We start from the raw sequence: 26,182 nt of genomic DNA, 5'->3' as shown, positions 1-26,182 counted from the left end.
TTTAAAATGCAATGTTCAATCCAAAGGAATAGCTTCTAGCCAACGGAATGTTCAATCCGGTAAACCCATACACGTTACTTCCCGCACTGTATTGGTTACCCTCTGGGTCATAACCTTCGTAAGGGGTCCAAATAAGAATATTGTTGGCACTTGCCGAGATACTCACTTTTTCCAAGCTCAAGTCTTTGATGATCTTGGAAGGCAAATCATAGGAAAGGGAAATATTCCTAAGTTTTACCCAAGAGGCATCCTGCACCAAAACTTCGGCTGCACGGTTGTACACATTGGAATTCCTATAATAGTTTTCATCAATAAAGAAAGATGTGGTGTTTGGCACAAAACCTCCGCTACCATCGTCCATTACACCATCCAAAACTATATCCGTATACCTTTCAATAGTACTTTGAGGCGTTCCGTTACGTATGGCATTACGGATACCTGCATCATAAAGATCACCTCCTTTTTTCCATTCCAACAAGAAGTTAAGACCAATGCCCTTATAATGGAAGTTACTACCGATGGATGAAATAAAATCCGGGAATGCATTTCCAACAACTACTCTTTCATCCAAATTAATGACAGGCAGACCATTGGCATCAATATAGCGTTCCCCATTTTCGTATACCCATTTGTAACCGTATAGATTACCCATCTTGTCCCCAGCACGAACTTCGGATGTTATCCCTGTAAATCCTGAGTCGGCAAAAACAACTGCCTCAATATCATCTGGAATTTCCAAGACGTTACCTTCACTGGTGGACCAGTTTAGAATCACTTCCCATCTAAAATCCTGGTTTCTGATAATGTCCGCGCTCAACAAAAATTCATGTCCGAACACCTCAAAATCACCTGCATTCCTGGTAATTCCGGAAAGTCCTGAAGAATAAGCGGTACCTACGGTAAAAATTTGGTCTTTCACCCTGGTATTGTAGTAGGCATAATCCAGGCGGATGCGATCGTTCAAGAATCTAAGGTCCGCACCAAATTCCGTGGATTGGTTCTTTTCTGGCACAATGTTCATGTCACCCAAAAGCGTACTTCTGCGATATCCTCCCACTCCACCGAATGGAAAATCCCCATCGACTAAAAAGTATTGACCAACATCCCCGAACCCAGGTCCTTTTCCTACTTCGGCCCAAGAAGCCCTAAGTTTTCCAAATGTAAAGATGTCATTGTCACCAAACAGATCAGATACATCATAGGCCAAACTCACCGATGGGTAAAAGAACGATCTATTTTCCTTTGGCAAGGTTGACACCCAGTCGTTTCTTCCCGTGATGGAGAGGAACAATTTGTCCTTATAACCCATTTTCAGTTCGCCGAAAACACCCACGTTCCTCAACTGCACGATATCCTTGTTGATGAAATAGTTGGTGGTGTTACCAATTTCATTGATACCTGGCACGTTCAACCCTTCACCCCTTGCTTCAAGATAAGTTCTTTTGGAATCTGACAATTGGTGCCCCAAGGTCAAATCTGTCGTAAAATCCTCTGACCAATCCTTGTTCAATGCCACCAAGAAATTGGACTCCAAGCCGGTAAAATTGATGTTCTGTTCCAAAACAAATCCACCCACTTGTGATCCACCGTCCAAATCCGGCCCCATGTATCGGTTCCTAGAATCAGAATAATTGTCTATTTGAGCAGCATAAGTAACCGTTACCCAGTCTTTGGGCGACCAAGTTAGGGTCGTATTTCCGATCCAACGGTTTACATCATCCTCAAGATTACTGGTTTCCAGCAGATAACGAGGGTTATCTATGATTCCAAAGGAATAATCCCTTTCACTACCATCGGCATTTTTATAATCGTTTATTGGGAAAGTTCCTGAGAAATAATACAGGGCACTCATCACTGATTTATCACCACCGTTGGCCCTTTTTCCTCCAGAATTGGTGAAGGCTACCGACCCATCCACAGTGAAATTGTCCGTTACCTTGTAACCGGCTTTTAACCTAAAGTTGGTCTTTTTGTAATCGGTATTGGGCAGTACCCCTTGCTCGCTATTGTTCCCCATAGAGAAATAGTAATTCAACCTATCGCTTGCTCCACTAAGGCCCAGGTTCAATTGCGTGTTGAAGCCAGTTCTAAAGATATCATACGGGCTGTAGAACCTATCATCTGAAAGGTCCACTATGTTACCACCACCCAAGTCATAGGAATCCAACGCATACTCCGGACCCCAAGAATAAAATGAAGTAGAGTTTTGAACGCGGTTGAATCCGGTTTCGGAAGTAGGATCGTACAAGGTTCTTGGAGCTCCAGCAAATCCCTCACGGTATTTAGTTTGCAGATCGGGAGTAGTTTTAACATCCCTAAAGGTGGTGGAGGCCGTTAAATTGATCTTGGCCTTCCCTTGCTTTCCTTTTTTGGTAGTAATGACGATGGCGCCATTGGATGCCCTTACACCATACAATGCAGTGGCCGCAGCACCTTTCAACACGTTGAAGCTCTCAATATCCTCGGGGTTCAAGTCCATTGCCCTATTGGAAAAGGCAAATTGCTCCGAACTACTTGGAGAGTTTGATCCAGAGCTTGGTCTAACCTCACCCGCAAAGGTATCGTTGTTCAAGGCCAGACCATCCACAATAATCAAGGGTTGGTTGCTTCGGTTTGGATTAACCGAGGTTACACCCCGAATCAATATATCCACACCACCTCCAGAGGTACCCGATGAACGGTTGATCTGTACTCCGGCCACCCTACCCTGAAGGCTCTCGATTGGGTTAGCCTGACCTGCAAGGTTTAGGTCTTCGGTGTTTACCTTGGTCACAGAATATCCAAGTGATTTCTGCTTCTGCTCCACACCAAAGGCAGTTACCACTACTTCATCAAGTTGGGTGGAATCTTCTTCCAACACCACATTGATGGTGGTTGCAAAACCTACGGTAATGTCTTTTGTCTGCATTCCTAAATAGGAAAATCTCAGCACTTGCCCATTTGAGGCGTTGATGGTATAATTACCATCAAAATCGGTTGTTGTACCATTGTTTGTACCACTGACTACAATGGTCACACCAGGCAAAGGAGTACCCGATACATCGGATACGGTCCCTGTAATGGTCTGACCAAAGGCTGTAATACAAGAAAACACTGCAACGAATGTCAAAAAAATGTTTCTCATTACTTAATTTTGTGTTAATAACCCTGAAATTTGTTCAAAAAAATTTAGAAATCAAACATTTTGAGTCACAAATGTTTATTTCATAAAAATTTATACAGTTTTCAACATTTTCCTCAACCACTTCACCGATCTGTTGAAAATGACATTTCCATTATTATGTTACTTAAACTTCAACAATAATTATCCCAAAAACCTCGATTGAGTATCTGCTAATTTTTTAAGGTTTTAAATTTAATTTTATCATAATTTTTTGTTATCTTTTGTATAATCTTTAATCACCATTAAGTCATACGGTATGAAAAAATCAATTTTACTTATTGCATGTTTTGTTGTGTTCTTAATGGCCGGAAGCTTTAAGGGGCACGAGGTTACCAGTCCGTCAATTGAGGGAACTTGGGAACTCCAAAGTTTTTATAATTATGATGGGGAGAATGTAACGGACACCATGCCTAAATCTGATGGGTACAGACAGGTTAAAATGTATTCCAAGGAAAAAATCATGTGGACCCGTTATGTTCCTGACGACCCCAATGGCCGATTTGGTTATGGATCCTATCGCATTACAGATGACCAATTGATCGAGGTCATTGAATATGGTGATGATGAAATGATGAAAGCGTTGGACACCATGAGGAATTTCACATTCGAGCTGATCTTGAATGAGGATACCTTTAGCCAGATTTCGGTAGATGCCGATGGCAACCGAACTTTTTCAGAAAACTACAGACGGATTGATTGAGTTAGCATTCCACAAAAAAGGCACTGAAATTCAGTGCCTTTTTTAATTTGTTTTCCTAAAAATTTTAGGACGCTATCATTTCCTTACTTTCCACTGCAGCCAAGTATCTTTCGGCATCCAATGCCGCCATACATCCCGTGCCGGCTGCCGTAACAGCTTGCCTGTAGATTTTATCCTGTGCATCGCCACTGGCAAATACCCCAGGTTTATTGGTTTTGGTGGATTTGGCCTGGGTGATGATGTAACCGGTTTCATCCAAGTCCAACTGACCTTTGAATATATCGGTGTTGGGTTTGTGTCCAATAGCAATGAACAAACCTGTAATGGCGATCTCTTCTTTCTCGCCAGTCTCATTGTTCACAATTCTAAGTCCTTCAACTACTTGGTCGCCCAATACTTCGTCCACTTCCGAATTATACTTCACCTCAATATTGGCAATACTATTTACCCTATGCTGCATGGCTTTGGAAGCCCTCATATGGTCTTTGCGAACCAACATGGTCACTTTTTTACAGATATTCGCCAAATAGGAGGCCTCCTCGGCAGCGGTATCCCCAGCCCCAACGATGGCCACTTCCTGACCTCTGTAAAAAAATCCATCACACACGGCACATGCAGAAACACCGCCGCCACGCAAACGCTGCTCACTTGGAATGTTCAAATATTTGGCAGAGGCACCAGTAGAAATAATGACCGTTTCAGCCTCTATCAATTTTGAATCGTCTACAGTAATCTTGTGCAAACCGCCAACTTCATCACTAAAATCAACTGCGGTCACCATCCCGATCCTTACGTCGGTACCGAAGCGTTCCGCTTGTTGTTGTAATTGCATCATCATGGTCGGGCCATCAATTCCTTCGGGGTAACCGGGAAAGTTATCCACCTCGGTAGTGGTAGTCAATTGCCCACCTGGTTCCAAACCGGTATACATCACGGGTTTCAAGTCTGCCCTTGAAGCATATATAGCAGCCGTGTACCCAGCTGGTCCGGACCCGATAATCAATGTTTTTATTCTTTCAACTTGTTCTGACATAACAAAAATTCCTCAAATCATTATCTTACAAAAGTAGGTTTTTTGTGCAAAAACTTACAGTAGGGCGGTTCCACGATTTCTTAAAAGATGTGAACAATTTCCGTGAATAACATCAATGGGAATCCAAAGGAAAGAAAAACAAAAGGAGCCATTTCCATAGCTCCTTTTCAAATAAAGTAGGTCAAATTTATGGGAAACATACATTTGATCTTAAAAAACGTTGCAACCAAGGGGGCTCAACCTCAAAAACCCCCATTGGCGCAACGTAAACCTCGTTCATGATAAGATTTGGGGGCAAAAGAACTTATGTTCCCTACAAATACCCCGTCCTATTTTTAGGAGGCTTTGCGTTAACTGGAACAAACATACTATGGCCATTAGATATGGAAAGGCATGAATTAACAAAAGGGGCATCTGCTTTAACGGATGCCCCTTTTGAATTTATAAGCCTAAAAAGAGTAGACTGTGTAGGAAATTAATTGCTAAAAATGCAATTGACTGACTAAAAATAAGTTAGTCAAAAATTCATGTTCTATTGACTGTACTTCAACTTTCTTTCAATGGTCTCGATCATGACATTGGCAATATCCATGCCCGTGGTGTTTTCTATCCCTTCCAGGCCTGGGGATGAGTTCACCTCCAACAAAAGGGGTCCACGATTGGAACGGATGATGTCCACCCCGGCCACGTCCAAATTCAGTACTTTGGCCGATTTGATGGCCAGTTTGCGCTCTTCCGAAGTAATTTTTATAAGGGATGCGGCTCCACCTTGGTGAATATTGGCCCTGAACTCCCCTTTTTGCGCCTGGCGTTGCATGGAGGCCACCACCTTGCCGTTGACCACAAAACAACGAATGTCCTGGCCGTTGGCTTCTTTGATGAACTCCTGCACCAAAATGTTGGTCTGCACACTCTTAAACGCATTGATCACACTCTCCGCGGCTTTGTTCGTTTCAGCCAATACAACTCCTTTGCCTTGTGTACTTTCCAATAACTTGATGATCAAAGGCGCCCCGTTTACCATACGGATCAAATCCTTGGTATCCATCGGTGATTTGGCAAAACCAGTTATAGGGATGTGAATATCATGCTTGGAAAACAATTGGGAGGCAAACAGTTTGTCCCTTGACTTACTGATGGAATCTGCCGAGTTCAAGCAATAAACCCCTAAAGTATCGAACTGCCTAAGTAGCGCACAACCGTAAAAAGTAACAGATGGTTTAATCCTTGGGATAACCGCATCGAATTTATCCAATATATTCCCACCACGATATCTGATCTCTGGGGATGTGGCATCAAGCTTCATGTAAACGTTCTCCACGTTCAAAAAAACCACCTTATGGCCACGCATTTCACCGGCTTCAATAATCCTTTTGTTACTGTACAATTCAGGATTACTGGCCAAAAGCCCTATGCTAAGTCCGGTTTTATCGGATTGATAAGGACGGTATTTATGGGACAAATCGTCATCGGAAATTTCTCCTAGATTAAAACTTTTGGAAGGATCCACCAAATACCTTCCATTCAAGGCTTCGCGACCAAGCAACATCCTATATTCCATCGTATCACGATTGGCAAGGGTAAGCTCAATTTCAAAAACGGTATTGCCAATTTTCACTGGTGTCTTGATGACGGGTCTTTCTTCAGAAATCCCCTGGGAGCTTTTCACACTCCTGACATCTACCAATTTAGCTTGACATAAAATGGAAATGCTCCTGTTGTCTTGCAAGGGATTCACTTCAAAACGAACCCATTCTTCCAAGCCTTTGGTGAAAATTTTGATCTTGTTGGCCTGGATGGACGAAGTTTTCGCCCCGGAATCTACCCTTGCCTTAATGGCCGGTATTCCCAACTCCTCAAATCGGCACCATTCCTCACTGCCCAATACGTTATTTTCTTTCAAAACAAATTGATGTTAATTGATTATTCTCATGATGAAAAGATCTACGACCTCCACCAAGATCAGTATAATAATGATCCACTCCAATCTACTACTTTCCCGATGATCCATGATGTCTTTAAAAAGGCTTAAATTTTCTTTGATGATATAGCCCTGTTCCTTTATCGTTCGGTATCGTTCCTTTAGATCGAATATTTGTTTCAGGTTTTTGTCCAGTTTATCCAAATACTCATCTTCCCAAGCTACTTCAGGGGAATCAAAAATATAGAGGTTTTCGGAAATCTGGTTGTTGATGTTCAAAACCCTTGCAATGTATTTCTTCAGTTTTTTCCCGCCCAAGTCCAATTTCCCATTGTGTTCCAAATAGTTGGTATGCAATCGGGTTTCGTTCATGATCTGATCGGACAATCCTTCAAAATAATCCAACGCTACCGATTGTGATAGGTGCAACAAGGCAAAGCGAATCCCTTCCACATTGGATTCAGGCAACAAAATCTTGTTGTTGGTCACTCTGGAGGCCTGTTCGCTGGAAACCCATTCAATCTCGATTTCCTCTGTAAGTTCTGACCGGCGCCATTCTACACAAAAGGGTTGGATATCAGCAAAAATTTCGGAAACGGTGGTATCGGGCAATCCATAGTAGGAAACAATCCCATACTTGAAAATATACAGGTAGCCAGACTCCCCATCCGAATAGAACAATTCATCCCTATCGCCATACAAAAGATCCTTATCAATGGCCCGTCGGCAACCAGCTATATCGATGCTCTCGGCTACATGTAAGGCTATGGCTTTTGAATCCATGTTCTACGTTGCAAAAATATCCTTGGGCTCTTTAAAGCTTTTGAATTCCACCATATATCCGTTGGGATCCTGTACGAAGAAAGACAGATGCTCCCCGATCTTATCCTGCATGAAGGTGGTTTCCGTAGTAATCTCAAGATCCATCTGGAACAATCTGGAATACAGTTCGCCCCATGCCTCCACGGATACGATTACCCCAAAATGGAAGGACGGTAAAATATAATCTTCCAAACGGTAGTTCTTGAAATCGAAATTGAAACTCCCCGATTGGGTAAAGGTCAATTGGTTACCAAAGAGGTCGATGTCCAGCCAGTGCTCTGCCTGTCTACCCAGACCCGCTTTGATCACATCCAAATAAAAAGTCCTTGTTTCTGCAATATCCTTACATGGCAAGGCGAGGTGGAACTTTGTATCCATCTGAATTTTGTTTGTTTAATTTTCTACCCAAACTTTTGAAATATGACCTTACGGCCATTCGATCCATTTTGTCCATAAAAGGCAAGGCTTCCTTCCACTCCAACCACAAAGCCTCTTCAAATTTGTGCTTTTCCTTCACCTTTATCGGATTTGGCTTTAACTGTACCACATAATAGTTTTTCAGCACTGTTTGGAACTTGCCCTTTTTAATATGGGAGAGATAAAACTGCAATTGCTTATCCGTAAGCTTCAGTTTTACTTCTTCCGCAACTTCCCTTATCAAGGTTTCGGATTCCGTCTCCTTTTTCTTCTTAACCCCGCCTGGCAAAGTATACCTAAGCGGTCGGGCCACTTTTTTCAGCACCAGGACTTTGTCCTTGTGAACGGCAATAAGCCGAGATTTGATTATTTTTTTCATAATGGGCCCTTTTGATTTTTGTTTTACTCCTCATCGGAGTCCTCCAAACCATCTGTGTCCAATGATGTTTCTTCATCGTTGTCAGAAATATTTTCCGATTCGTCATAATCCTCCATCGCCATTACCAATCGCTTGCTCACGCGAACCAAATAAGCAGTGTCCTCGGTACGTACCTCAATACATTCCACCACTTCATTATTGGCATTGCGGTACGTCACGATATCGGCGTCGTCATATCCTTCGGGATATTTCTCCACCAAAAGGTTGAGGATATGATTGTCCAACTTTTTGTAATCCACGATTACCCGCTTTAAAGCTACCGTTTGTCTATTCCTCATCATTACATATCCAAAAGGTAGGCAAAAATCAGAGGCGCCACAATGGTAGCGTCTGATTCTACAATAAATTTAGGGGTGTCTATATCCAACTTACCCCAAGTGATCTTTTCATTTGGTACGGCTCCGGAATAGGATCCATAACTGGTTGTTGAATCACTGATCTGACAGAAATAGCTCCAGAAAGGGGTTTCGGTCTGCTCCAAATCTTGGTACAACATGGGCACCACACAAATAGGGAAATCCCCAGCAATACCTCCACCAATCTGGAAGAAACCTATTCCTTTCTCCGAGTTTTTCTGGTACCAATCGGCCAAAAAGGCCATGTATTCAATACCGGATTTCATAGTGCTTGCCTTCAATTCACCTTTAATCACATAGCTGGCAAAAATGTTACCCATGGTGCTGTCTTCCCAACCTGGAACCACAATGGGCAGGTTCTTCTGGGCTGCGGCATACATCCAAGAATCTTTGATATCTATCTCATAATATTGCTCCAAAACTCCGGAAAGCAACAATTTGTACATGAACTCATGCGGAAAATAACGCTCTCCTTTGTCCTCTGCATCTTTCCAAATCTGATAAATGTGCTTTTGTAGTCTCCTAAAAGCCTCTTCTTCAGGGATACAGGTATCGGTCACACGATTGAGACCCTGCTCCAAAAGGTCCCATTCTTCTTTGGGGGTCAAATCCCTATAATTGGGAACCCTTTTGTAATGCGAATGCGCCACGAGGTTCATCAAATCCTCTTCCAAGTTGGCACCGGTACAGGACACGATGTGTACCTTATCGGTTCTAATAATTTCGGCAAAGATCTTTCCTAGTTCCGCGGTACTCATGGCACCGGCCAAGGATACCAACATTTTGGAACCTTGGTTCAACTGATCTTCATAACCTTTGGCGGCATCCACCAAGGCGGCTGCATTAAAATGCAAATAATACTTCTGAATAAATTGTGATATTGCTCCTTTATTGCTCATTGTAATTGTTTATCGGGTTTGGATCATCTCAAAATTCATTTTCATCCTCCACCCTATGTTCATTCTTATTTAATTTCTTTAATTTTTGCTTAGCACTGGCAAGGCTTTGGACTTCACCAATGAACCCGATTCTTTTTTGGTTCCATACCCTAAAATGGATAGGAATTGTTGCGCCGTCTGTTGTTCTGCGAACACCGATGTCTGCATATTTCCTTCTTCGTCCTTATCGATAAGAACGTGCTTGGGGTGCGGAATCAAGCAGTGCTGCAACCCACCGAAACCACCAATGGTCTCTTGGTAGGCCCCAGTATTGAAAAATCCGATATAAAGTGGCCTATCTCTCCGGTATTTTGGAAGATAGATGGCGTTCATGTGCTGTTCAGAATTGTAATAATCGTCACTATCGCAAGTCAATCCGCCCAGTAGTACACGTTCATACTCATCGTTCCAACGGTTGATAGAAAGGGTAATGAACCTTTTGCTAATCGCCCAAGAGTCAGGCATGGTGGTAATGAAAGATGAATTGATCATATTCCATTTTTCCCTGTCGTTCTGTTGCTTTTGATACAATACCTCATAAATGGTACCACCACTTTCCCCAACAGTGAAACTTCCGAATTCGGTAAAGATATTGGGCACATCTACCCCAGCTTCATCACAAGCTTGCTTGATCTGATGGATGATCTCATCCACCATATACTCATAATCATATTCGAAAGCCAAGGAATTCTTGATGGGGAATCCACCACCAATGTTCAAACTATCCAAAGTGGGACATACCCTTTTTAGGCTGATGTATACCTTAAGACATTTCAAAAGTTCGTTCCAATAGTAGGCCGTGTCCCTGATACCTGTATTGATAAAGAAGTGAAGCATCTTCAACTCCACTTTATTGTTGGTTTTGATGGACTGATTGTAAAAAGGCACAATGTTCTTATACCCAATCCCTAAACGAGATGTATAGAACTCAAATTTTGGCTCTTCTTCGGATGCGATCCTGATACCCACTTTAAAGTTATCCTCAATCGCATCGCTCAAAAGTTCTATTTCCTCATAATTATCAATAATCGGAATACAGTTCTTATGGCCATTGTTGATCAACCCAGCAATGTTCTGGATGTACTGATCCCTTTTGAAACCATTACAGATCACATAGGTATTCTTGGCAATTTTACCGGCTTTCATCAAATGCTGCACAATATCGATATCGAAAGCCGAAGAGGTTTCAATATGGATGTCATTTTTCAGGGCTTCGTTCAGTACGTGCTCAAAATGGGAGCTTTTGGTACAATAGCAATAATGATAGGTTCCCGCATATTTGTGCTTTTTCATAGCACTCTTGAACCACTTTTTGGCCCTTTGGATGTTATCCGAAATTTTAGGCAAATAAGTGAACTTGAGTGGGGTACCATATTGTTGGATCAAACCGTAAAGATCTATGCCGTGGAATTGCAGTTTGTTGTCTTCCAACTGAAATTCTTCTTGGGGAAAATCATAGGTCTGTTCGATCAAATCGATATATTTCGTTTTCATTCTAATTTCGTATTGAGGATTAATTGATACAATAAAACATTAAAAGCCAGAACAATGACTGGTTCTCAGATACGAAATTCAAAAACGGTGTATGGAACAAAGTTAGGGGTCCGTGAAATATCACGGATTAAGGAGTGTTTTTCGGAAGTCAGCCCTAAGATTCGGTGTCTTATCCCTAAGACGGCTTGGGGGATCGACTTCCTTTTTCCCAAAAGCCCGAACATGAAAAAAAATTTCAACGCTAATAGGCAAATGCGTCCAAAAATTAAGGACCCATTCATGGATCAAACATAAACAAAAAACAGACACCGCAACTTTTTTGCCGAAAAATAATTTTCAACATTAAATTGCTGTAATTCAATAATTTACATACACGAAAATCCAAGAACGTCGCTATTGAACATAGCCTTATCCCCTAAAGATACGACTGCTAACGGAAATATTCCCAAGTTTTATGTAGAAATCCTGTTTTCTATCCCACTAAAGGTGGCCTATCGTTGATGAAAGGTTGGCTGTAATGTCTTCTCCCGGTTGCTTTGTACAAGGCATTTGCCAAGGCTCCCACAATAGGTGGCAAAGAAGGTTCTCCCAATCCTGTTGGGTCGATTCCATTATCCACAAAGAAGGTTTCCACTTCCTTGGGTGCCTCTGTATTTCTAATCAACCTGTAGGTATCAAAATTGCTTTGGTTCGGCTTCCCATCAGTAAAGGTCATGGCACTAAAAGTAGCATGTCCTATACCGTCCACAATACCGCCTTCCACTTGGTTTTTGGCACTCAATGGGTTGATAACGATTCCGCAATCCACAGCACACCATACCTTACCTACTCTTGGGGTTCCACTTCCTTCTTCCAGATCCAATACCTGGGCCACATAGGAATCATGACAGAAATAGGCCGATACCCCTCTTGCTTTACCATTGCCCGTACCGTTCCAATTGGATTTTTCCTTGACGAGTTTCAATACCCCAGCATAACGTTCGGGATCATAATCGTTCTGTTTAGGATCCCCAACTGGATTGTTGATGGCACGATCGAACAACTCCAATCTGAACTCGATTGGATCTTTACCTGAAGCCTCTGCTACCTCATCCATAAAAGCCTGTTCAGCACCAGCAATGAAGTTGGAGCTAGGTGCACGCCACGCTCCTGTGGTCACATTGGTGGCCAATTCGTGTTTTTCCGCAAGGTAATTGTCCACAGCACCTGCTGGGAATCGATGTTCAAAAACAAGATCATCATTGGTACCAGCACCCCGTACATGCCAAGCGATCAAATTTCCGTTTTCATCCAAACCTGCTTTGTATTTTACCCTGTACGATGGTCGGTACGTTCCTTGGGTCATGTCATCTTCCCTGGAATACACCAATTTGATCGGTGCGTTCATTTTTTGGGATATGGCCGCGGCTTCTACTGCAAAAGCTCCATAGAGACGACGACCAAAGCCACCTCCCATACGGGTCATCATGATATCAATTTTCTCCGCTGGCATTCCCAATCGGGACACCAAGGTTCTTTCCAAAAATTCAGGAGTTTGGATAGGGCCCAGCAGTTCCGCTTTTTCAGACGTAACATGCGCGAAAAAGTTCATGGGTTCCATGGTATTGTGTGCCAGATATGGCGCGGAATAGGTACTTTCCACAATTTTGGCCGCTTTTTTAAAAGCAGCTTCCACATCCCCATCCTTTCTGGCGGGTTGCTCTGTGGGCTTATCCATAAGGGCGGCCAATGCTTCATCATGGTAAGCAGTACTCTCCAATTTTAAGACCTCCTCCCATTCTATTTGAAGGGCTTTCTTGGCCTGCATGCACTCCCAAGTACTATTACCTACAATGGCCACCAATTCAGGGATTCCCCCACCATCGGACCACTGTTTTTCTACTGTTTCAGGATACACTTCAAAATGGAACACATCTTTGATACCAGGCATGGATTTCACCGATTCGGCGTTCATGCTTTTATACTTCATCCCAAATGCGGGGGGATGCACGATCATGGCGGTGAGCATCCCTTCCCTTTGAATATCCAAACCGTATAAGGGTTGACCTGTAACAATTTTAGGTCCGTCCACATTTTTCTTATCGGTCCCGATGATACTGAAGGTATTGATATCCTTTAGTTCCACTTCTTCCGGTACTTCAATGGCAGTGGCGGCCGATGCCATTTCACCATAACCTGCAGATTTACCACTGGCCTCATGCATCAACTGGCCTTCCTTGGTGGTAATCTCACCAGCAGGAACCTCCCAAGCTTTGGCCGCAGCTTCCTTCAACATATGCCTTGCCGTGGCCCCCGCCATGCGAAGGCTCTCCCACCCTTGACGGATGGACTGGCTACCACCGGCCAACTGGCGGGTAAATATATCGGTGTTCAACGGTGCCTGTTCCACGATGACATCTTTCCAGGCCACGTCCAACTCTTCAGCAATGATCATGGGCATTGCCGTTTTTACGTTTTGTCCAATCTCTGGATTAGGCGACATGATGGTTACCAACCCGTTATCCCCTACTTTGAGGAAACCGTTCAGGTTAAACCATTCCTTGGGCAAACTGCTCACCTGTTCAGGTGTCATTTTACAAGAGGCCAGCCAATTGAAACCCAATACCAGTCCTCCACCGGCAAGCCCGGTGTTTCTGATAAAGGCACGTCTTCCTATTTTTGTTTTAACGAGTGTCATGTTTTCTAGGTTTTCAGGTGAGTTGGATTATGAATTGGCTGCCATTTTTACGGCTTTCCTAATACGTAGATAGGTTCCACATCTGCAGATGTTGCCGTTCATGGCCATCTCGATTTCTTCCTCCGTTGGATTTGGATTTTTTTCCAAGAATGCCGCTGCGGTCATAATCTGACCGGCCTGACAGTATCCACATTGGGGAACATCCACTTCCAACCATGCTTTTTGAACAGGATGATCTCCATTTTCAGACAAGCCTTCAATGGTGGTTATGGCCTGGTTGCCCACTGCCGAAACAGGAAGCATACAGGCGCGTGTTGCAGTGCCTTCCAAATGGATGGTACATGCACCGCATTGCGCGATCCCACAACCATATTTTGTTCCGACCAAATTCAAATGGTCCCTTAAAACCCAGAGCATTGGCGTGGTTGGATCCACATCCACCTCTTGTTTCTTTCCGTTGATGTTTAGTGTAAATAGTGCCATGATATCAAAAATTCCCTTGAAGTTATGGATTTATTTTAAAAAGCTTTTATTTCAAGTCGGCATCCTAAAAATAATTAACATTTTTTTAAGGATTCTCAAAGCCCTGTTGAACGCTCCATTTGTTCCGTGTACCGGTCACCCAATATTTGGATTTTGGCCGATGCCTGTTCCATGGCCTGAAGTTCAGATTTGGAAAACTCAATCTTTACCGCACCAAGATTCTCGTCTAATCGATGGGTTTTGGTGGTACCCGGAATGGGAACGATCCATGGTTTTTGGGCCATAACCCAAGCCAAGGCAATTTGCGCAGGAGTCGCTTCTTTTTGCATGGCAAATCCATTGATCATATCCAAAAGTTCCTTGTTGGCCACCCTTGCCTCTTCTGTGTAGCGGGGCAATACATTTCTAATATCGCCTTCGGCAAACTGGGTCTTCTCATCAATTTTTCCGGTTAAATATCCTTTACCCAATGGACTATAGGCTACCAGACCGATGCCCAGTTCTTCAATGGTTGGAATTATTTCAGCTTCATGCTTTCGTGTCCATAGGGAATATTCGCTTTGCAAGGCGGTTATAGGTTGTTCAGCATGGGCTTTCCTTATGGTCGTTGCCCCTGCTTCCGATAGGCCAAAATGCTTCACTTTTCCTTCTCTGATCAGGTCTTTAACGGTGCCTGCCACCTCTTCAATAGGCACGTTTGGGTCCACACGATGCTGATAAAACAAATCCAAAACCTCTACCCGCAATCTTTTCAAGGATTCTTGGGCCACTTTACGGATGTTTTCCGGACGACTGTTGACCCCGATCATTTTCCCATCCTGAATATTGAAACCAAATTTGGTAGCGATCACCACGTCATTTTTATAGGGTTCCAACGCTTCACCGACCAATAATTCATTGGTGAAGGGCCCGTATACCTCAGCGGTGTCAAAAAAGGTCACCCCAAGCTCAACTGCATGATGAATCAATGTAATCATCTCCGTGGTATCTTTGGCCGGACCGTATCCAAAGCTCATCCCCATACACCCCAATCCCAAGGCCGAAACCTCCAACTGATTGCCCAAAATTCTTTTTTTCATAATGCTCCTATTTTATTTTGAAAATAACTGTGTTCTTTTTATTGAAGTAAAATTCAAACATTCTTACCTCAATAACATACCCTTTTCAAACCGATGCTTATGAAATTCAAACAATAAGTGGAATCATGCTCTTCTAAATTGGGTCGGACTCAGCTTTGCGTGTTTTTTAAAGAAATTGCTGAAATGGGTAGCTTCCTTGAAGTCTAAAGAATAGGCGATCTCTGCAATGTCCCAATCGCTATGTCGAAGCAATATCTTTGACTCTTTCAATAATCGCTCTGTGATAATCTCCGTAGTGGTTTTTTGCATGTTTTCCTTCACGGCCCGGTTCAAGTGGTTGACATGCACATTGAGTTGGTCCGCAAAATCCGAAGCAGATCGTAACTCAATTTGTCGATGGTCCTCATCAATTGGAAACTGCCGCTCCAACAACTCCATGAACATGGTAGAAATGCGCTGCGAAGCGTTCATTTCCTGCTTTTCAAAATAAGTGGCCGGCTGCATCTTCATCGCAAAATGAACCAACTCGAACACTAAATTCCGAAGCACGTCGTATTTATGGGTATAGTCCGATTGGATTTCCTTCAACATTTTGGAATACACTCCTTCCACCACCTTGACCTGGTCATCCGACAATTCAAAAATGTGTTCACCTTGCGGTTGGAAAACGGAATAATCGTTCACCGAGCCGAAGTCTTTGAAAAAGTGTCTGTCGAAAATACAGTATACCCCTCCCGAAATATCCTCTGTATGTTCCCATTTGTAGGGAATTTGCGGATTTGAGAAAGAAAGCGCTTGTTTTTTCACCTCAATGATTCGGTCCGCATAATGCACACGCCCGCCTCCCAACACTAACATTACTTTGTAAAAATCCCTCCTTTTATAGGGAACTGGCCTTGCATTTTTGCCTGTAAAAGGTTCCAATTTGAATATGTTAAAGTGACCGATCTCATTTTTGAGATTGTCGGGAATCCAATCAAATTTGCGCTTATAAAAATCTTCTAAACTTTCCACTGCTTGCATGATTAAAAGGTACAAAAATTAAATCGTCTACCGTATCCTATAGTTCAAGGACACATTCCAGGTAAAATCCTTTTCGGGCTGGATCCTGGTATCTATTGCCTTATTGAGGATAGATGAAACCGAGAGGGGAAATCCTTCCTTGGACAAGGTAAAAAAGGCCACCGCGTAAAAGCCATCAATATCATCCTGTTTTAGATAATAGGCTTGTGGTGAAAACGAAAGGTGGAATTGTTCCGTTAAATTGATTTTGGAAAAGGAAATACTGGCCACTATAAAATGGTTGTTCTTTGCGCTATTGTCCAGACCATATGAATACAAGTAGTAAAGCCCCACACCTACATTTTTCCCAATCTGATAGCTAGGCGCAATTTCACTCGCCAAAAAACGTCGGGATTCCAGGATATCCTCATCCGCTCCATTTCTATTAATGGAAATCGTCCTGAAATTTAGAGCAGGATGCACGCCCAATCGCAAGGAAAATTTTTCATGCTGAACCGCCTTATACCGGAACCAGAATAAAAAGGACCAGGGTTTTCCCTCAAGAGCAAAACGCATATCGGGCTCAAAGCTAAACCGTCCTTTTGTGAATTTTAAATCGAATAGCGCTGCAGGATCGCCCAATGAAAAGGATGGTATCAGGGAAATACCGTTATGGGTCACACTGACCGTTCCACGAAAATCATCCAAAAAAGGTTTGGCTTCATTTACTTGTTGCGCGTTGACCCCTTGAAGGGCCACAAGAAAAAAAATTGCCCAGAAACAATTGGCAAGCCATAAATTCTTCATAACTGACTGGCATTTAGGATTTACACGGCAAATGTAAACTCCCAATCAGGCAGAAAATAACGAATATCAAATCGAAACCTACAAAATTCAAACAACTATAATTTTAAGGTTTCTTCTGAAAGTGCTTAGGGATTTACAAACTTCACCTTAGCAAATACAGGTAGATGATCAGATGGGTATCTACAGTCCTTCGAATCGCTTAAAATGGCACTTTTTAGCACCTCAATAGTGTTAGGAGAAACAAAAATGTAGTCGATCCTTCGTTCCACAGGTTTATTGAACTCAAATCCATTGAAAGTGCCATCGGGGCCAAAGGCATTTTTACCGGCAGCCACATGGGTATCCGTCATTTCTCCCAAAATCACTTGCACCCCAGAACTGTCGCTTTCCAAATTGAAATCCCCGGTTAAAATCACAGGCAAACCATCAGGGTTCAACTCGTTCATTTTCTTCAGGATGAGTTTAGAGCTTTCTGCCCTTGCCATTACCCCCACATGGTCAAAATGTGTGTTAAAGACCATGAACTTGCTTCCATCAGCTTTGTTTTCAAAAAGTCCGTACGTGCAGATTCGAGGCAAGGCCGCATCCCATCCTTTGGATGGCACATCCGGGGTTTCGGACAGCCAAAAAGTGGCTTGCTCCAACAGGTTGATTTTCTTAGTGTTGTAGAAAAGAGCCGAAAACTCGCCACGGTCATCACCGTGATCACGCCCAATACCAACATAGGAGTAGTCTTCAAGCCCTTGATCAATATCCTTTAGTTGATGCACCAACCCCTCTTGGGTCCCAAAAACATCTGGGGCATAAAATTGCAGTTGGGAAATCAGAAATTCCTTTCGGTTATCCCAGTTGTTCGGTTTATCATTGGGATTGTCATAACGGATATTATAGGTGATCACATCAATGGTCTGGGCATAAGTGTCGACCATCAACACAAAAAGAAATAGGGCAATTAAATATTTTTTCATTGGATAGGTGTTCCTCTCAATTTTTTAAAAACCTCATAGGATTTATCGACTTTTTCCTTTGGAGTGGTCTCAAATTCCTTTTCGGTCACTTTGTAAACAGCTTGCAAGCTATCCAATTTTTGGTGCATGGAGGTTATGATATCTTTATATTCTTCATCATTTATGGCATTGTGTACCTCGTGGGGATCCTTTTGAAGGTCATAGAACTCCCATGCATCAATGTCATCATAAAAATGAATGAGTTTATAGCGATCTGTTCGTACCCCATATTGCTTTTTCACCATGTGGAATGCCGGAAAATCATAATAGTGGTAATACACGGCATTCTTGAAATCGTGTTGGGTTCCATCCAATACATGTATAAAGGATTGACCTTGCATTTCCGATGCATATTGGGTCCCGCCTGCCAAATCCAAGAAAGTAGGGGCAAAATCCAAATTCTGTACCATAGCATCGATCTCCGTTCCCGGTTTGATAACCCCCGGCAACTGCATCAACAAGGGCATTTTCATGGATTCCTCATACATAAACCTCTTGTCGAACCAGCCGTGTTCTCCCAGATAAAATCCTTGGTCCGAAGTGTACACCACCAAGGTGTTCTTATCCAACCCTGTTTTTTCCAAATAGTCCAAAATCCTACCAACTCCCTCATCCACAGCCTTTATGGTAGCCAAATATTCTTGAAGGAACCTTTGTCCTTTCCATTCGGCCAGTTCCTTGCCATGCAGGTTGGCTTCCCAAAAGGCATTGTTTTTGGACAAATAAGCTTCGTCCCAAATTTTACGCTGCTCGGGTGTCATTCGATCAAAATCAATAGTCCACGGATTTTGGGCCAATTCAGTACTTCCTGGGCCTTTGCTCATTCTTAAATCGTGCCCTTCGTACATGTCCGTATAAATGGTTTGCAATTGTTCCGAAGCCGCCTGTTGGTTCACAAACTCTGGGAAATATGTTTCCGGCAATGGAAAGGTAACCGTATCATAGGCGTTCAAATGACGCAAAGCCGGCATCCAATTCCTATGTGGTGCCTTATGATGCACCATCAAATAAAAAGGTTGGGTACTGTCTCTGTGTCGCAACCAATCCAGACTTTTATCGGTGATCAAATCCGTGGCATAGCCTTCAACAATTGTGGTATCTCCTCCGGAAATGAATTCGGGATTGTAATAATTTCCCTGATCGTTCAGAATATCCCAATAGTCAAATCCTGTGGGTGCACCATGCAAATGCCATTTCCCTATAATCCCTGTTTGATAGCCCAGTTCTTTCAAATATTTGGGCAAGGTTGGTTGGTTGCCATCAAACCGTTCCCCGTTCATGCGAAAACCGTTGACGTGGCTCAATTTTCCCGTTAGGATCACCGCCCTGCTGGGCCCGCATAAAGAATTGGTACAGAAATTATTCCTGAAAAGGGTACCATTTTTTGCAATGCGATCTATGTTGGGCGTAGGGGCCAATTTTCCCAATTCATGTCCATACGCACTGATAGCCTGAAAGGCATGGTCATCGGACATGATGAAAATGATGTTTGGTGGACCAGCTACCACCTCTTCCTTTGGTTTTTCCCGTTGCTTACAGGCTGAAATCAACACTAGCAGCAGTATGGTTCTTATCCAATTCATTTTTCTAGGATTTGGTTGATATGAAAAAAGTTCCAAAAGGAACTTTTTCTTCATTATTTTAATTCGAAGGATTGTGAAAGTTGGGCATCGGAGTTGGTTCCCACAAAAATTTGAAACGCTCCTGGCTCAGACACAAAATCCAATTGACTGTTGTAAAATTTCAAATCGTCCGGAGACAAAGTGATGGTCACTTCCTTGCTCTCCCCTTTTTTCAACAATACCTTTTGGAAACCTTTCAGTTCACGTTTTGGAGGGGTAATGCTTCGTACCTCATCCTTCAAATAGAGTTGCACCACTTCTTCCCCTTCAAAATTCCCTGTATTGATCACCGTAACTGTTGCAGAAATCGATTCTCCCTGCCCGATAGTTGTTTTGTCTAATTTTAGATTGGAATATTCAAAGTTTGTATAGCTCAATCCATATCCAAAAGGCAATAAAGGGGAGTTGGGGGAATCCAAATAATTGGACCTGAACTTTTGAAACTCATCGCTTTCAGGAGCTGGTCTACCTGTATTCTTGGCGCTGTAATAGATGGGGATTTGCCCCACATTTCTTGGCCAGGTCACCGTTAATTTCCCGGATGGATTGTAATCCCCAAAAACCACATCGGCGATGGCATTACCAGCCTCTACTCCTGGGTGCCAAACTTGCAGAATGGCCACTGGCAATCCCAATTCATCGGGAATTGTCAAAGGGCGACCGCTCATCAACACCAAGGCAACAGGTTTTCCGGTCGCAACCAAGGCACGGATCAATATTTTCTGGCTTTCAGGAATGGAAATATCGGTTCGGCTTGCCGCTTCCCCTGTCATTTCCGTAGCCTCTCCCACAACGGCCACAACCACATCGGAGTTTTTGGCCAATGCCACTGCTTCGGCCACCATCATTTCTGGAGAACGCTTATCAATTTCTATCCTTGGACCGAATACGTTCACATGTTCAGCAAATACAGGGTCGTCAGAAATATTGGCCCCTTTAGCATATTGAATGGTTGCATTTGGAGCCACATTTTTGAACCCTTCCAATATGGTTACGGCTAAACTCACATCACCTGTTGGAGCCCAGGTTCCGAGCATATTATTTCGGCTATCGGCCAATGGACCTACCAAGGCAATCTTGGTATTCTTTTGAAGGGGTAAAATTTGATTTTCATTTTTCAACAGCACAAAGGAATGGGCCGCCAAAGTACGAGCCAATGCCCTGTTTTCCTTGGTCAAAATATCCTTTGCCGGACGTTTGCTATCCAAATAACGATAAGGGTCATCGAAAAGCCCAGAAACGTATTTGGCCTCCAAAATTCTTCGGCAGGCGGTGGTGATCGCTTCTTCAGTTACCTTGCCTTCTTCCAAGGATTTTTTCAAGGTGGTGAGGAAACCTTCGCCAACCATATCCATATCCAAACCTGCATTCAGAGCCAATGCAGAAACCGCTTGCAAATCACCTAAACCATGAGGAATCATTTCGTTGAGCGAGGTGTAGTCGGACACCACAAATCCATTGAAACCCCATTTATCTCGAAGTAAATCGGTCAACAACCATTTATTTCCCGTGGCAGGAATTCCATCCACATCGTTAAAAGAGCTCATCACGCTGGCCACACCTGCATCCACAGCCGCTTTGTAAGGGGGCAAGTATTGATTGAACATCTTGATCTTGCTCATGTCTACGGAATGATAATCCCTTCCTGCTTCCGCTGCACCATATAGGGCGAAATGCTTCACACAGGCCAACACGGTATGGGCCGCGGCCAAATCATCGCCTTGATATCCTTTTATGGATGCTTCGGCAATCCTGGAACCCAAATAAGGGTCCTCTCCGGCACCTTCGGCAATCCTTCCCCAACGCGGGTCACGTGCAATATCCACCATGGGCGAAAAGTTCCAATTGATACCATCTGCAGTGGCCTCCTTTGCTGCCATTTGAGCCGCTTGTCGTACCAAATCCATATCCCAGCTAGATGCCAATCCCAAAGGTATCGGATACGTGGTCTTGTAGCCGTGGATGACATCGGAACCGATAAGCAATGGAATCCCCAATCGGCTATTTTTAACCGCCAATTCTTGGGCCACCCTTACCTTGTCCGGGCCGGTTACCCCAAAAAGTCCACCTACTTCACCAGCCTTTATCTTGGCTTCCACATTTTTGCTCACCACCTCACCGGTGGCCACTCCTCCGCCAGGGGTTAGGAGGTTCAACTGACCTATTTTTTCTTCCAAGGTCATTTTTTGCAAGAGAGCCTCAACCTCGGGTATCCTTTGTTGGGCCTTGGCGGTACCCAAAGTGACCGCCAAGAGGGCGAAAAGTAATTTTTTATAGTACATGATCAGGTTGTTTTGTAGTCGTGATTATTCTGATTTCAGAATGGGCGTCCGTTCTGAAATTCCATTGTTATTAAATGCTTCTATCTGAAAATAATAGGCATCCGTTCGGTCCATACCGGAAAAGTAATATTCGTTTTTCCCATAGACCATGATATTGCCGTACAGCTTATCCGGAGACTTTCCGAAATAAATGACGTACCCATCGGCCAAATCGTTTTGTTTCCAGCGCAGCCATGAATTTCTGCGTTCGCCAAATTTTTTGGGATCGGTTCGCAGCACGATGAAATCTTCAACAGGGTTTGGTTTTTCACCAGCTCCCTTACCAAAGACCCTAAAGCCACTCAAAGCAAACTTTCCTGTTGGCATTTTGATGTTTTCCATTTTCAGGAACCGTGCCTTGGCAGGATTTTTTAGTTCGATGTAGTCGTGGGGGACATCGGTTTGGTTCTTGCTTTTATCGAGCAATACGGTCCATTTTTTACCGTCGAGGGAACTGTAAATCTTATATTGATGCGAAACGCCGGATGATTTTCCCATGAAATCCACATCTTGGTCCGCATAATTGATCTGGATGGCATTGATACTGGAAACATCACCCAGATCGGTTTGGAACCATTCCCCTTTGTTTCCCGTTTTGGCACTCCAGTAGGTCTTCATGTCCTCATCCACTGCATAATTGGATGTATAACCTCCCAAAGTTGAAGAAGTTTGGACGGGTTTGTTATAGTTCAGCACCATCCAACCCGTGAAGAGTCCTTGAATGTGATCTGCATTTTCCTGAGGAAGATAGGTTGGGTAATCGCCATAAGCGGTATTGCAGTACATGACATCATCTTGATCAAAGCCGGCTGGCCAGATACCAATGCGGCGTTCAAAATTGTTCTTTTGGTTCAAAATGATGGTAGACACATGCCACCAGTTTCCATAGGTATCCTGATAGGTTGCCCCATGACCTGCCCCCCTTGCAAAACCGCCAGGTTTGTAGGCAAAAGGGTTATGGGATTGATATTCGAACCGATCCAAGGGCATATCACTGACATAAACCCCATCGGCATAGCCGCTGAATTCCGTTCCCGGACCTCCGTATTGCAAATAGTACTTGCCGTTGTGTTTGGTCACCCAAGCCCCTTCCATAAAAGGTTGCAAAAAAGTATTGTCGTTATACTCCCCAAAACGTTCCCAGCCATGATCTTCAGGCACTAAGGAAATCAAGGGCTTTACATACCCTTCAGATTGCATGGTCTTGGTATTGATTTCGGTTCCCAAAATGGGGAATACGTTACTGGACCCCCAATACATGTAAAGTTTGTCAGTATCATCTTCATATAAAAATCCAGGGTCCCATGCGCCAGCCTTAAGTGAATCCACAGCGATTTCCCAATTATCCGTGGTAGGATCTTTGCTTTTCCACATGGAAAAAGCAGGTCCGTGGGTTGACCCGATCAAGTACAGCTCATCTTTCATTACAAAAGCTGCAGGGGCACAAAGTTCATCATAGGTTACGTTGCGTTCCCTCAAAAATTTTCGTGGAACAAAGTTCCAATCGTACATATCATCACTATACCAATACCCCCATTGGTTGGTAGAGAATAAGTAGTACTTCCCCTTGAAGGTTACAATGACAGGATCTGCGGTGGCCCGGTGCTTCCCATGAGTGGCCAAATTAGGAATTGGCGTGTACCCATAATCTATGTTGATGGGATTACAATAGGTTTGCTGTTGTGCTTCAACCAGTGATGGCGACATGGTCAAAAACACAGCAAAAATTAAAATCAAAAGTGTTCTTGACCCCATGGCTTATTGATTTTGTTTTTTATGTGAAAATAGCCAAGGTAAAAAGTCGGGTTCTGCGAACGCTGGATCCCAACTATTGTGATTGGCAAAATCGTAAACCGTGAATTTTGGATAAACCCCGGCCTTCAACAAGGCAGAAACCATCTCCATGGACTGCAATGGGTTTACCACATTGTCCTGTGCCCCATGAAATACCCACAATGGCGTATTCTTGGCATAAACCGAAACTGAATTGGGGTCACCTCCCCCACATATGGGGATGGCGGCAGCAAATGTATCCGGCTTTCTGCTCAACAATTCAAAAGTACCCATACCACCCATGGAAAGTCCCATCAAATAAATTTGATTGTCATCGGAATAGGGTTGTTGAATGGTACTGTCCAACAAATCCATTACCATTTTTAAAGGTGTAGTCGGTCCTTGGTCGTATTTGAATTTTAGATGGATAGGATAGGTGCTGCGATCTACATCCACATTGGACCAATAACTTTCTTTAGGACATTGTGGAAAAATGACAATGGCCGGATATCTTTCTTGAAGGTAATCCGTTGCGAACAATTTCCCTCCGTGAACCAGTTGACTTTGGTTGTCATTACCTCTTTCCCCAGCACCATGCAAAAACAAAATGACCGGGTATTTTTCCGTTTCCTGGAAATTTTTGGGATACATGATGCGATACCTTAAAGTATCATTCCCTTGTATCAACATTTTTTCTTCATACTTGGATTGCCATTGGGCATTTCCAAAGGCATAAACCAATACTACCAGTGAAAATAATAGGTTGTTCTTCATATCAAAATCCGAGTTTTGTTAGTCCTGCTTTTACATCTTCGTTGCCCATGAACAAGCTCCAAAGTAAACCAGATCGGTAATTTTCGATCATAATGATCTGTGGTCCTTGGTCGATAGCCAAATAGGCTTCGGCAACCCAATAATTATATTCCGGACTGAAGGCATCGTAAAATCCGGCCGGACCTAAGAGCTTATCCTTGTTCTTATAAAAATAATGCATTGCCTTCAAAGATTCCTGAGGTGTATACGGAATGGAACTAATAGCGGCTGTTGGAGAAATCACCCCAGTGTCATTGGCCGGACTATGGGCGTTATACCCAATTCCTCCATCATTGTTCCGTGTGTAGCTGGCTGTCAATCCCCAGCAATCTTCCCCATAATCTTCAAATCCTTTTGGATTGGTTACGCAATAGGTGTAGTTGATCTTTGAATGGTTCACATTCACATCCCAATAATCCACATAATCATCTGAAAGAGTCTTGGGATTAAGGCCTAAATAAGAGTAATGGGCCCAGAATAGAGGTCCTCCAAATTGTTCATTTCCGTTATGTTTCACCAAAAGGGGAAAACCATATTGAGTATTGGCAGATTTAATCCCTCCACCAGATGCCCAACCATTGGTGTATACTGGCTTTTCAATACTGAAATCGGGTGATGCTGCTGCCAAAATATAGGTTATCAACACCTCGTTATAGCCTTTTAGTTGTAGGTTGATGTCGAACCCAAAATTTGGGCTCCAATGCCAATACAATACGTTTTGGTTTTGAGTGTACCAGTTCCACTCTACCCCTTTCCAAAGATCATCGGCCTGTTGGGCCAATGCTTTTTCTGCATCGGAACCATTTTTGAAATATTCCTTTACACAGATCAATCCTTGAGTCAGAAATGCAGTTTCCACTAGGTCCCCACCGTTATCCATACCACTAAATGGGATAACCGCCCCGGTTGAGCCATTGATCCAATGGGACCATGCTCCATGAAAGCGATCAGCATTTTCCAAAAAATCCAGAAGCGTGGTCAATCTTTCCACAGCTTGACTTCGGGTAATGAATCCACGTTCAATACCCACCAAAATGGCCATGAGACCAAAACCTGTTCCGCCGGATGTTACCACCTCGGCATTCAGCCCAGGATCATTAGGATGGTATCTTTCCTTTGCACCTCTCGAATTGGTTTCGGCAAAATCCCAGAAGTATTTAAAGGTTTCCTCCTGGACCAAGTCCATCAAATCGCTATCACTAATGGTAGGCTCCTCATTGGACCCATCATCTGGAATTGTCGGTGTTGTGGGAATATAGGTATAATCGTCTCCCCCACCGCATGCTATAAATAGCATGAGCAAGGTTGACAGGTA

The 26,182-nt window shown here is 43.3% G+C and carries 21 protein-coding genes; 1 reads left to right on the top strand and 20 read right to left on the bottom strand.

The genetic code is table 11. From position 1 onward, the window contains the following. Nucleotide 1 precedes the first annotated feature (1 nt). Nucleotides 2–3,124 carry a SusC/RagA family TonB-linked outer membrane protein gene (locus LKX84_RS02805; RefSeq protein WP_228235596.1) on the bottom strand — a complete coding sequence of 1,041 codons (3,123 nt, stop codon included), beginning with the start codon at nucleotides 3,122–3,124 and terminating at the stop codon, nucleotides 2–4. Between the two features lie 295 nt (nucleotides 3,125–3,419). On the opposite strand from LKX84_RS02805, the gene LKX84_RS02800 reads away from it, so the two are divergent. Next, the gene (locus tag LKX84_RS02800; protein ID WP_228235595.1) at nucleotides 3,420–3,863 is read left to right on the top strand and encodes a hypothetical protein; all 444 of its coding nucleotides are present in this window, start codon (nucleotides 3,420–3,422) and stop codon (nucleotides 3,861–3,863) included. A gap of 64 nt (nucleotides 3,864–3,927) precedes the next feature. On the opposite strand, the gene trxB is transcribed toward LKX84_RS02800, so the two are convergent. The 19 genes from trxB to LKX84_RS02705 form a co-directional block, all read right to left on the bottom strand. After that, a complete protein-coding gene (gene trxB / locus LKX84_RS02795) occupies nucleotides 3,928–4,896 on the bottom strand; it encodes a thioredoxin-disulfide reductase (protein ID WP_228235594.1) in 969 nt (322 codons plus the stop codon). Nucleotides 4,897–5,428: 532 nt separating this feature from the next. Continuing rightward, nucleotides 5,429–6,799: a 30S ribosomal protein S6--L-glutamate ligase gene (rimK, locus tag LKX84_RS02790; protein WP_228235593.1), complete on the bottom strand. Its 1,371-nt coding sequence runs from the start codon at nucleotides 6,797–6,799 to the stop codon at nucleotides 5,429–5,431. Nucleotides 6,800–6,811: 12 nt separating this feature from the next. Then, a complete protein-coding gene (locus LKX84_RS02785; RefSeq protein ID WP_228235592.1) occupies nucleotides 6,812–7,600 on the bottom strand; it encodes an RMD1 family protein in 789 nt (262 codons plus the stop codon). Between the two features lie 3 nt (nucleotides 7,601–7,603). Beyond that, a complete protein-coding gene (locus tag LKX84_RS02780) occupies nucleotides 7,604–8,017 on the bottom strand; it encodes a VOC family protein (RefSeq protein ID WP_228235591.1) in 414 nt (137 codons plus the stop codon). After that, nucleotides 7,983–8,435, bottom strand: coding sequence for an NUDIX hydrolase (locus LKX84_RS02775; RefSeq protein WP_228235590.1), 453 nt, complete (start codon nucleotides 8,433–8,435; stop codon nucleotides 7,983–7,985). Before LKX84_RS02775 ends, LKX84_RS02780 begins: the two co-directional genes overlap by 35 nt. A 23-nt stretch (nucleotides 8,436–8,458) precedes the next feature. Beyond that, complete coding sequence (locus LKX84_RS02770) at nucleotides 8,459–8,776, bottom strand: hypothetical protein (protein ID WP_228235589.1); 318 nt, start codon at nucleotides 8,774–8,776, stop codon at nucleotides 8,459–8,461. After that, nucleotides 8,776–9,750, bottom strand: coding sequence for a deoxyhypusine synthase family protein (locus LKX84_RS02765; RefSeq protein ID WP_228235588.1), 975 nt, complete (start codon nucleotides 9,748–9,750; stop codon nucleotides 8,776–8,778). The genes LKX84_RS02770 and LKX84_RS02765 overlap by 1 nt, the downstream gene beginning before the upstream one ends. A gap of 78 nt (nucleotides 9,751–9,828) precedes the next feature. After that, nucleotides 9,829–11,283, bottom strand: coding sequence for an arginine decarboxylase (locus LKX84_RS02760; RefSeq protein ID WP_228235587.1), 1,455 nt, complete (start codon nucleotides 11,281–11,283; stop codon nucleotides 9,829–9,831). A 472-nt stretch (nucleotides 11,284–11,755) separates the two neighbouring features. Further along, nucleotides 11,756–13,960 (bottom strand): xanthine dehydrogenase family protein molybdopterin-binding subunit, encoded by a 2,205-nt coding sequence (locus LKX84_RS02755; protein WP_228235586.1) that lies wholly within the window; start codon nucleotides 13,958–13,960, stop codon nucleotides 11,756–11,758. Between the two features lie 27 nt (nucleotides 13,961–13,987). Further along, nucleotides 13,988–14,443 (bottom strand): (2Fe-2S)-binding protein, encoded by a 456-nt coding sequence (locus tag LKX84_RS02750; RefSeq protein WP_163635286.1) that lies wholly within the window; start codon nucleotides 14,441–14,443, stop codon nucleotides 13,988–13,990. Between the two features lie 95 nt (nucleotides 14,444–14,538). Further along, on the bottom strand, nucleotides 14,539–15,522 hold the full coding sequence (locus LKX84_RS02745) for an aldo/keto reductase (protein WP_228235585.1): 984 nt from the start codon (nucleotides 15,520–15,522) through the stop codon (nucleotides 14,539–14,541). A gap of 123 nt (nucleotides 15,523–15,645) precedes the next feature. Further along, complete coding sequence (locus LKX84_RS02740) at nucleotides 15,646–16,545, bottom strand: helix-turn-helix domain-containing protein (protein ID WP_228235584.1); 900 nt, start codon at nucleotides 16,543–16,545, stop codon at nucleotides 15,646–15,648. Nucleotides 16,546–16,572: 27 nt separating this feature from the next. Then, nucleotides 16,573–17,331: a hypothetical protein gene (locus LKX84_RS02735; protein ID WP_228235583.1), complete on the bottom strand. Its 759-nt coding sequence runs from the start codon at nucleotides 17,329–17,331 to the stop codon at nucleotides 16,573–16,575. A gap of 125 nt (nucleotides 17,332–17,456) precedes the next feature. Next, a complete protein-coding gene (locus LKX84_RS02730; protein ID WP_228235582.1) occupies nucleotides 17,457–18,299 on the bottom strand; it encodes an endonuclease/exonuclease/phosphatase family protein in 843 nt (280 codons plus the stop codon). Beyond that, nucleotides 18,296–19,921 carry a sulfatase gene (locus LKX84_RS02725; protein WP_228235581.1) on the bottom strand — a complete coding sequence of 542 codons (1,626 nt, stop codon included), beginning with the start codon at nucleotides 19,919–19,921 and terminating at the stop codon, nucleotides 18,296–18,298. Before LKX84_RS02725 ends, LKX84_RS02730 begins: the two co-directional genes overlap by 4 nt. Before the next feature lie 53 nt (nucleotides 19,922–19,974). Then, nucleotides 19,975–22,242, bottom strand: coding sequence for a beta-glucosidase BglX (gene bglX / locus LKX84_RS02720; RefSeq protein ID WP_228235580.1), 2,268 nt, complete (start codon nucleotides 22,240–22,242; stop codon nucleotides 19,975–19,977). A 24-nt stretch (nucleotides 22,243–22,266) separates the two neighbouring features. Continuing rightward, nucleotides 22,267–24,036 (bottom strand): discoidin domain-containing protein, encoded by a 1,770-nt coding sequence (locus LKX84_RS02715; RefSeq protein WP_228235579.1) that lies wholly within the window; start codon nucleotides 24,034–24,036, stop codon nucleotides 22,267–22,269. Between the two features lie 3 nt (nucleotides 24,037–24,039). Then, nucleotides 24,040–24,828, bottom strand: a complete 789-nt coding sequence (locus LKX84_RS02710; protein WP_228235578.1) for a prolyl oligopeptidase family serine peptidase — start codon at nucleotides 24,826–24,828, stop codon at nucleotides 24,040–24,042. 1 nt (nucleotide 24,829) lies between these two features. Beyond that, entirely contained in the window at nucleotides 24,830–26,164 is a 1,335-nt protein-coding gene (locus tag LKX84_RS02705; RefSeq protein WP_228235577.1) for a glucoamylase family protein, read from the bottom strand. Nucleotides 26,165–26,182 lie beyond the last annotated feature (18 nt).

This window comes from Allomuricauda sp. M10 (assembly GCF_020782875.1).
GTDB lineage: Bacteria > Bacteroidota > Bacteroidia > Flavobacteriales > Flavobacteriaceae > Flagellimonas.
This window is presented reverse-complemented; position numbering and strand designations above follow the sequence as displayed.

Coding starts and splice junctions, on each gene's coding strand:
- LKX84_RS02805 (WP_228235596.1), bottom strand. CDS start 3,124: ATGAGAAACATTTTTTTGACATTCGTTGCAGTGTTTTCTTGTATTACA.
- LKX84_RS02800 (WP_228235595.1), top strand. CDS start 3,420: ATGAAAAAATCAATTTTACTTATTGCATGTTTTGTTGTGTTCTTAATG.
- trxB (WP_228235594.1), bottom strand. CDS start 4,896: ATGTCAGAACAAGTTGAAAGAATAAAAACATTGATTATCGGGTCCGGA.
- LKX84_RS02785 (WP_228235592.1), bottom strand. CDS start 7,600: ATGGATTCAAAAGCCATAGCCTTACATGTAGCCGAGAGCATCGATATA.
- LKX84_RS02780 (WP_228235591.1), bottom strand. CDS start 8,017: ATGGATACAAAGTTCCACCTCGCCTTGCCATGTAAGGATATTGCAGAA.
- LKX84_RS02775 (WP_228235590.1), bottom strand. CDS start 8,435: ATGAAAAAAATAATCAAATCTCGGCTTATTGCCGTTCACAAGGACAAA.
- LKX84_RS02770 (WP_228235589.1), bottom strand. CDS start 8,776: ATGATGAGGAATAGACAAACGGTAGCTTTAAAGCGGGTAATCGTGGAT.
- LKX84_RS02765 (WP_228235588.1), bottom strand. CDS start 9,750: ATGAGCAATAAAGGAGCAATATCACAATTTATTCAGAAGTATTATTTG.
- LKX84_RS02760 (WP_228235587.1), bottom strand. CDS start 11,283: ATGAAAACGAAATATATCGATTTGATCGAACAGACCTATGATTTTCCC.
- LKX84_RS02755 (WP_228235586.1), bottom strand. CDS start 13,960: ATGACACTCGTTAAAACAAAAATAGGAAGACGTGCCTTTATCAGAAAC.
- LKX84_RS02750 (WP_163635286.1), bottom strand. CDS start 14,443: ATGGCACTATTTACACTAAACATCAACGGAAAGAAACAAGAGGTGGAT.
- LKX84_RS02745 (WP_228235585.1), bottom strand. CDS start 15,522: ATGAAAAAAAGAATTTTGGGCAATCAGTTGGAGGTTTCGGCCTTGGGA.
- LKX84_RS02740 (WP_228235584.1), bottom strand. CDS start 16,545: ATGCAAGCAGTGGAAAGTTTAGAAGATTTTTATAAGCGCAAATTTGAT.
- LKX84_RS02735 (WP_228235583.1), bottom strand. CDS start 17,331: ATGAAGAATTTATGGCTTGCCAATTGTTTCTGGGCAATTTTTTTTCTT.
- LKX84_RS02730 (WP_228235582.1), bottom strand. CDS start 18,299: ATGAAAAAATATTTAATTGCCCTATTTCTTTTTGTGTTGATGGTCGAC.
- LKX84_RS02725 (WP_228235581.1), bottom strand. CDS start 19,921: ATGAATTGGATAAGAACCATACTGCTGCTAGTGTTGATTTCAGCCTGT.
- bglX (WP_228235580.1), bottom strand. CDS start 22,242: ATGTACTATAAAAAATTACTTTTCGCCCTCTTGGCGGTCACTTTGGGT.
- LKX84_RS02715 (WP_228235579.1), bottom strand. CDS start 24,036: ATGGGGTCAAGAACACTTTTGATTTTAATTTTTGCTGTGTTTTTGACC.
- LKX84_RS02710 (WP_228235578.1), bottom strand. CDS start 24,828: ATGAAGAACAACCTATTATTTTCACTGGTAGTATTGGTTTATGCCTTT.
- LKX84_RS02705 (WP_228235577.1), bottom strand. CDS start 26,164: ATGCTATTTATAGCATGCGGTGGGGGAGACGATTATACCTATATTCCC.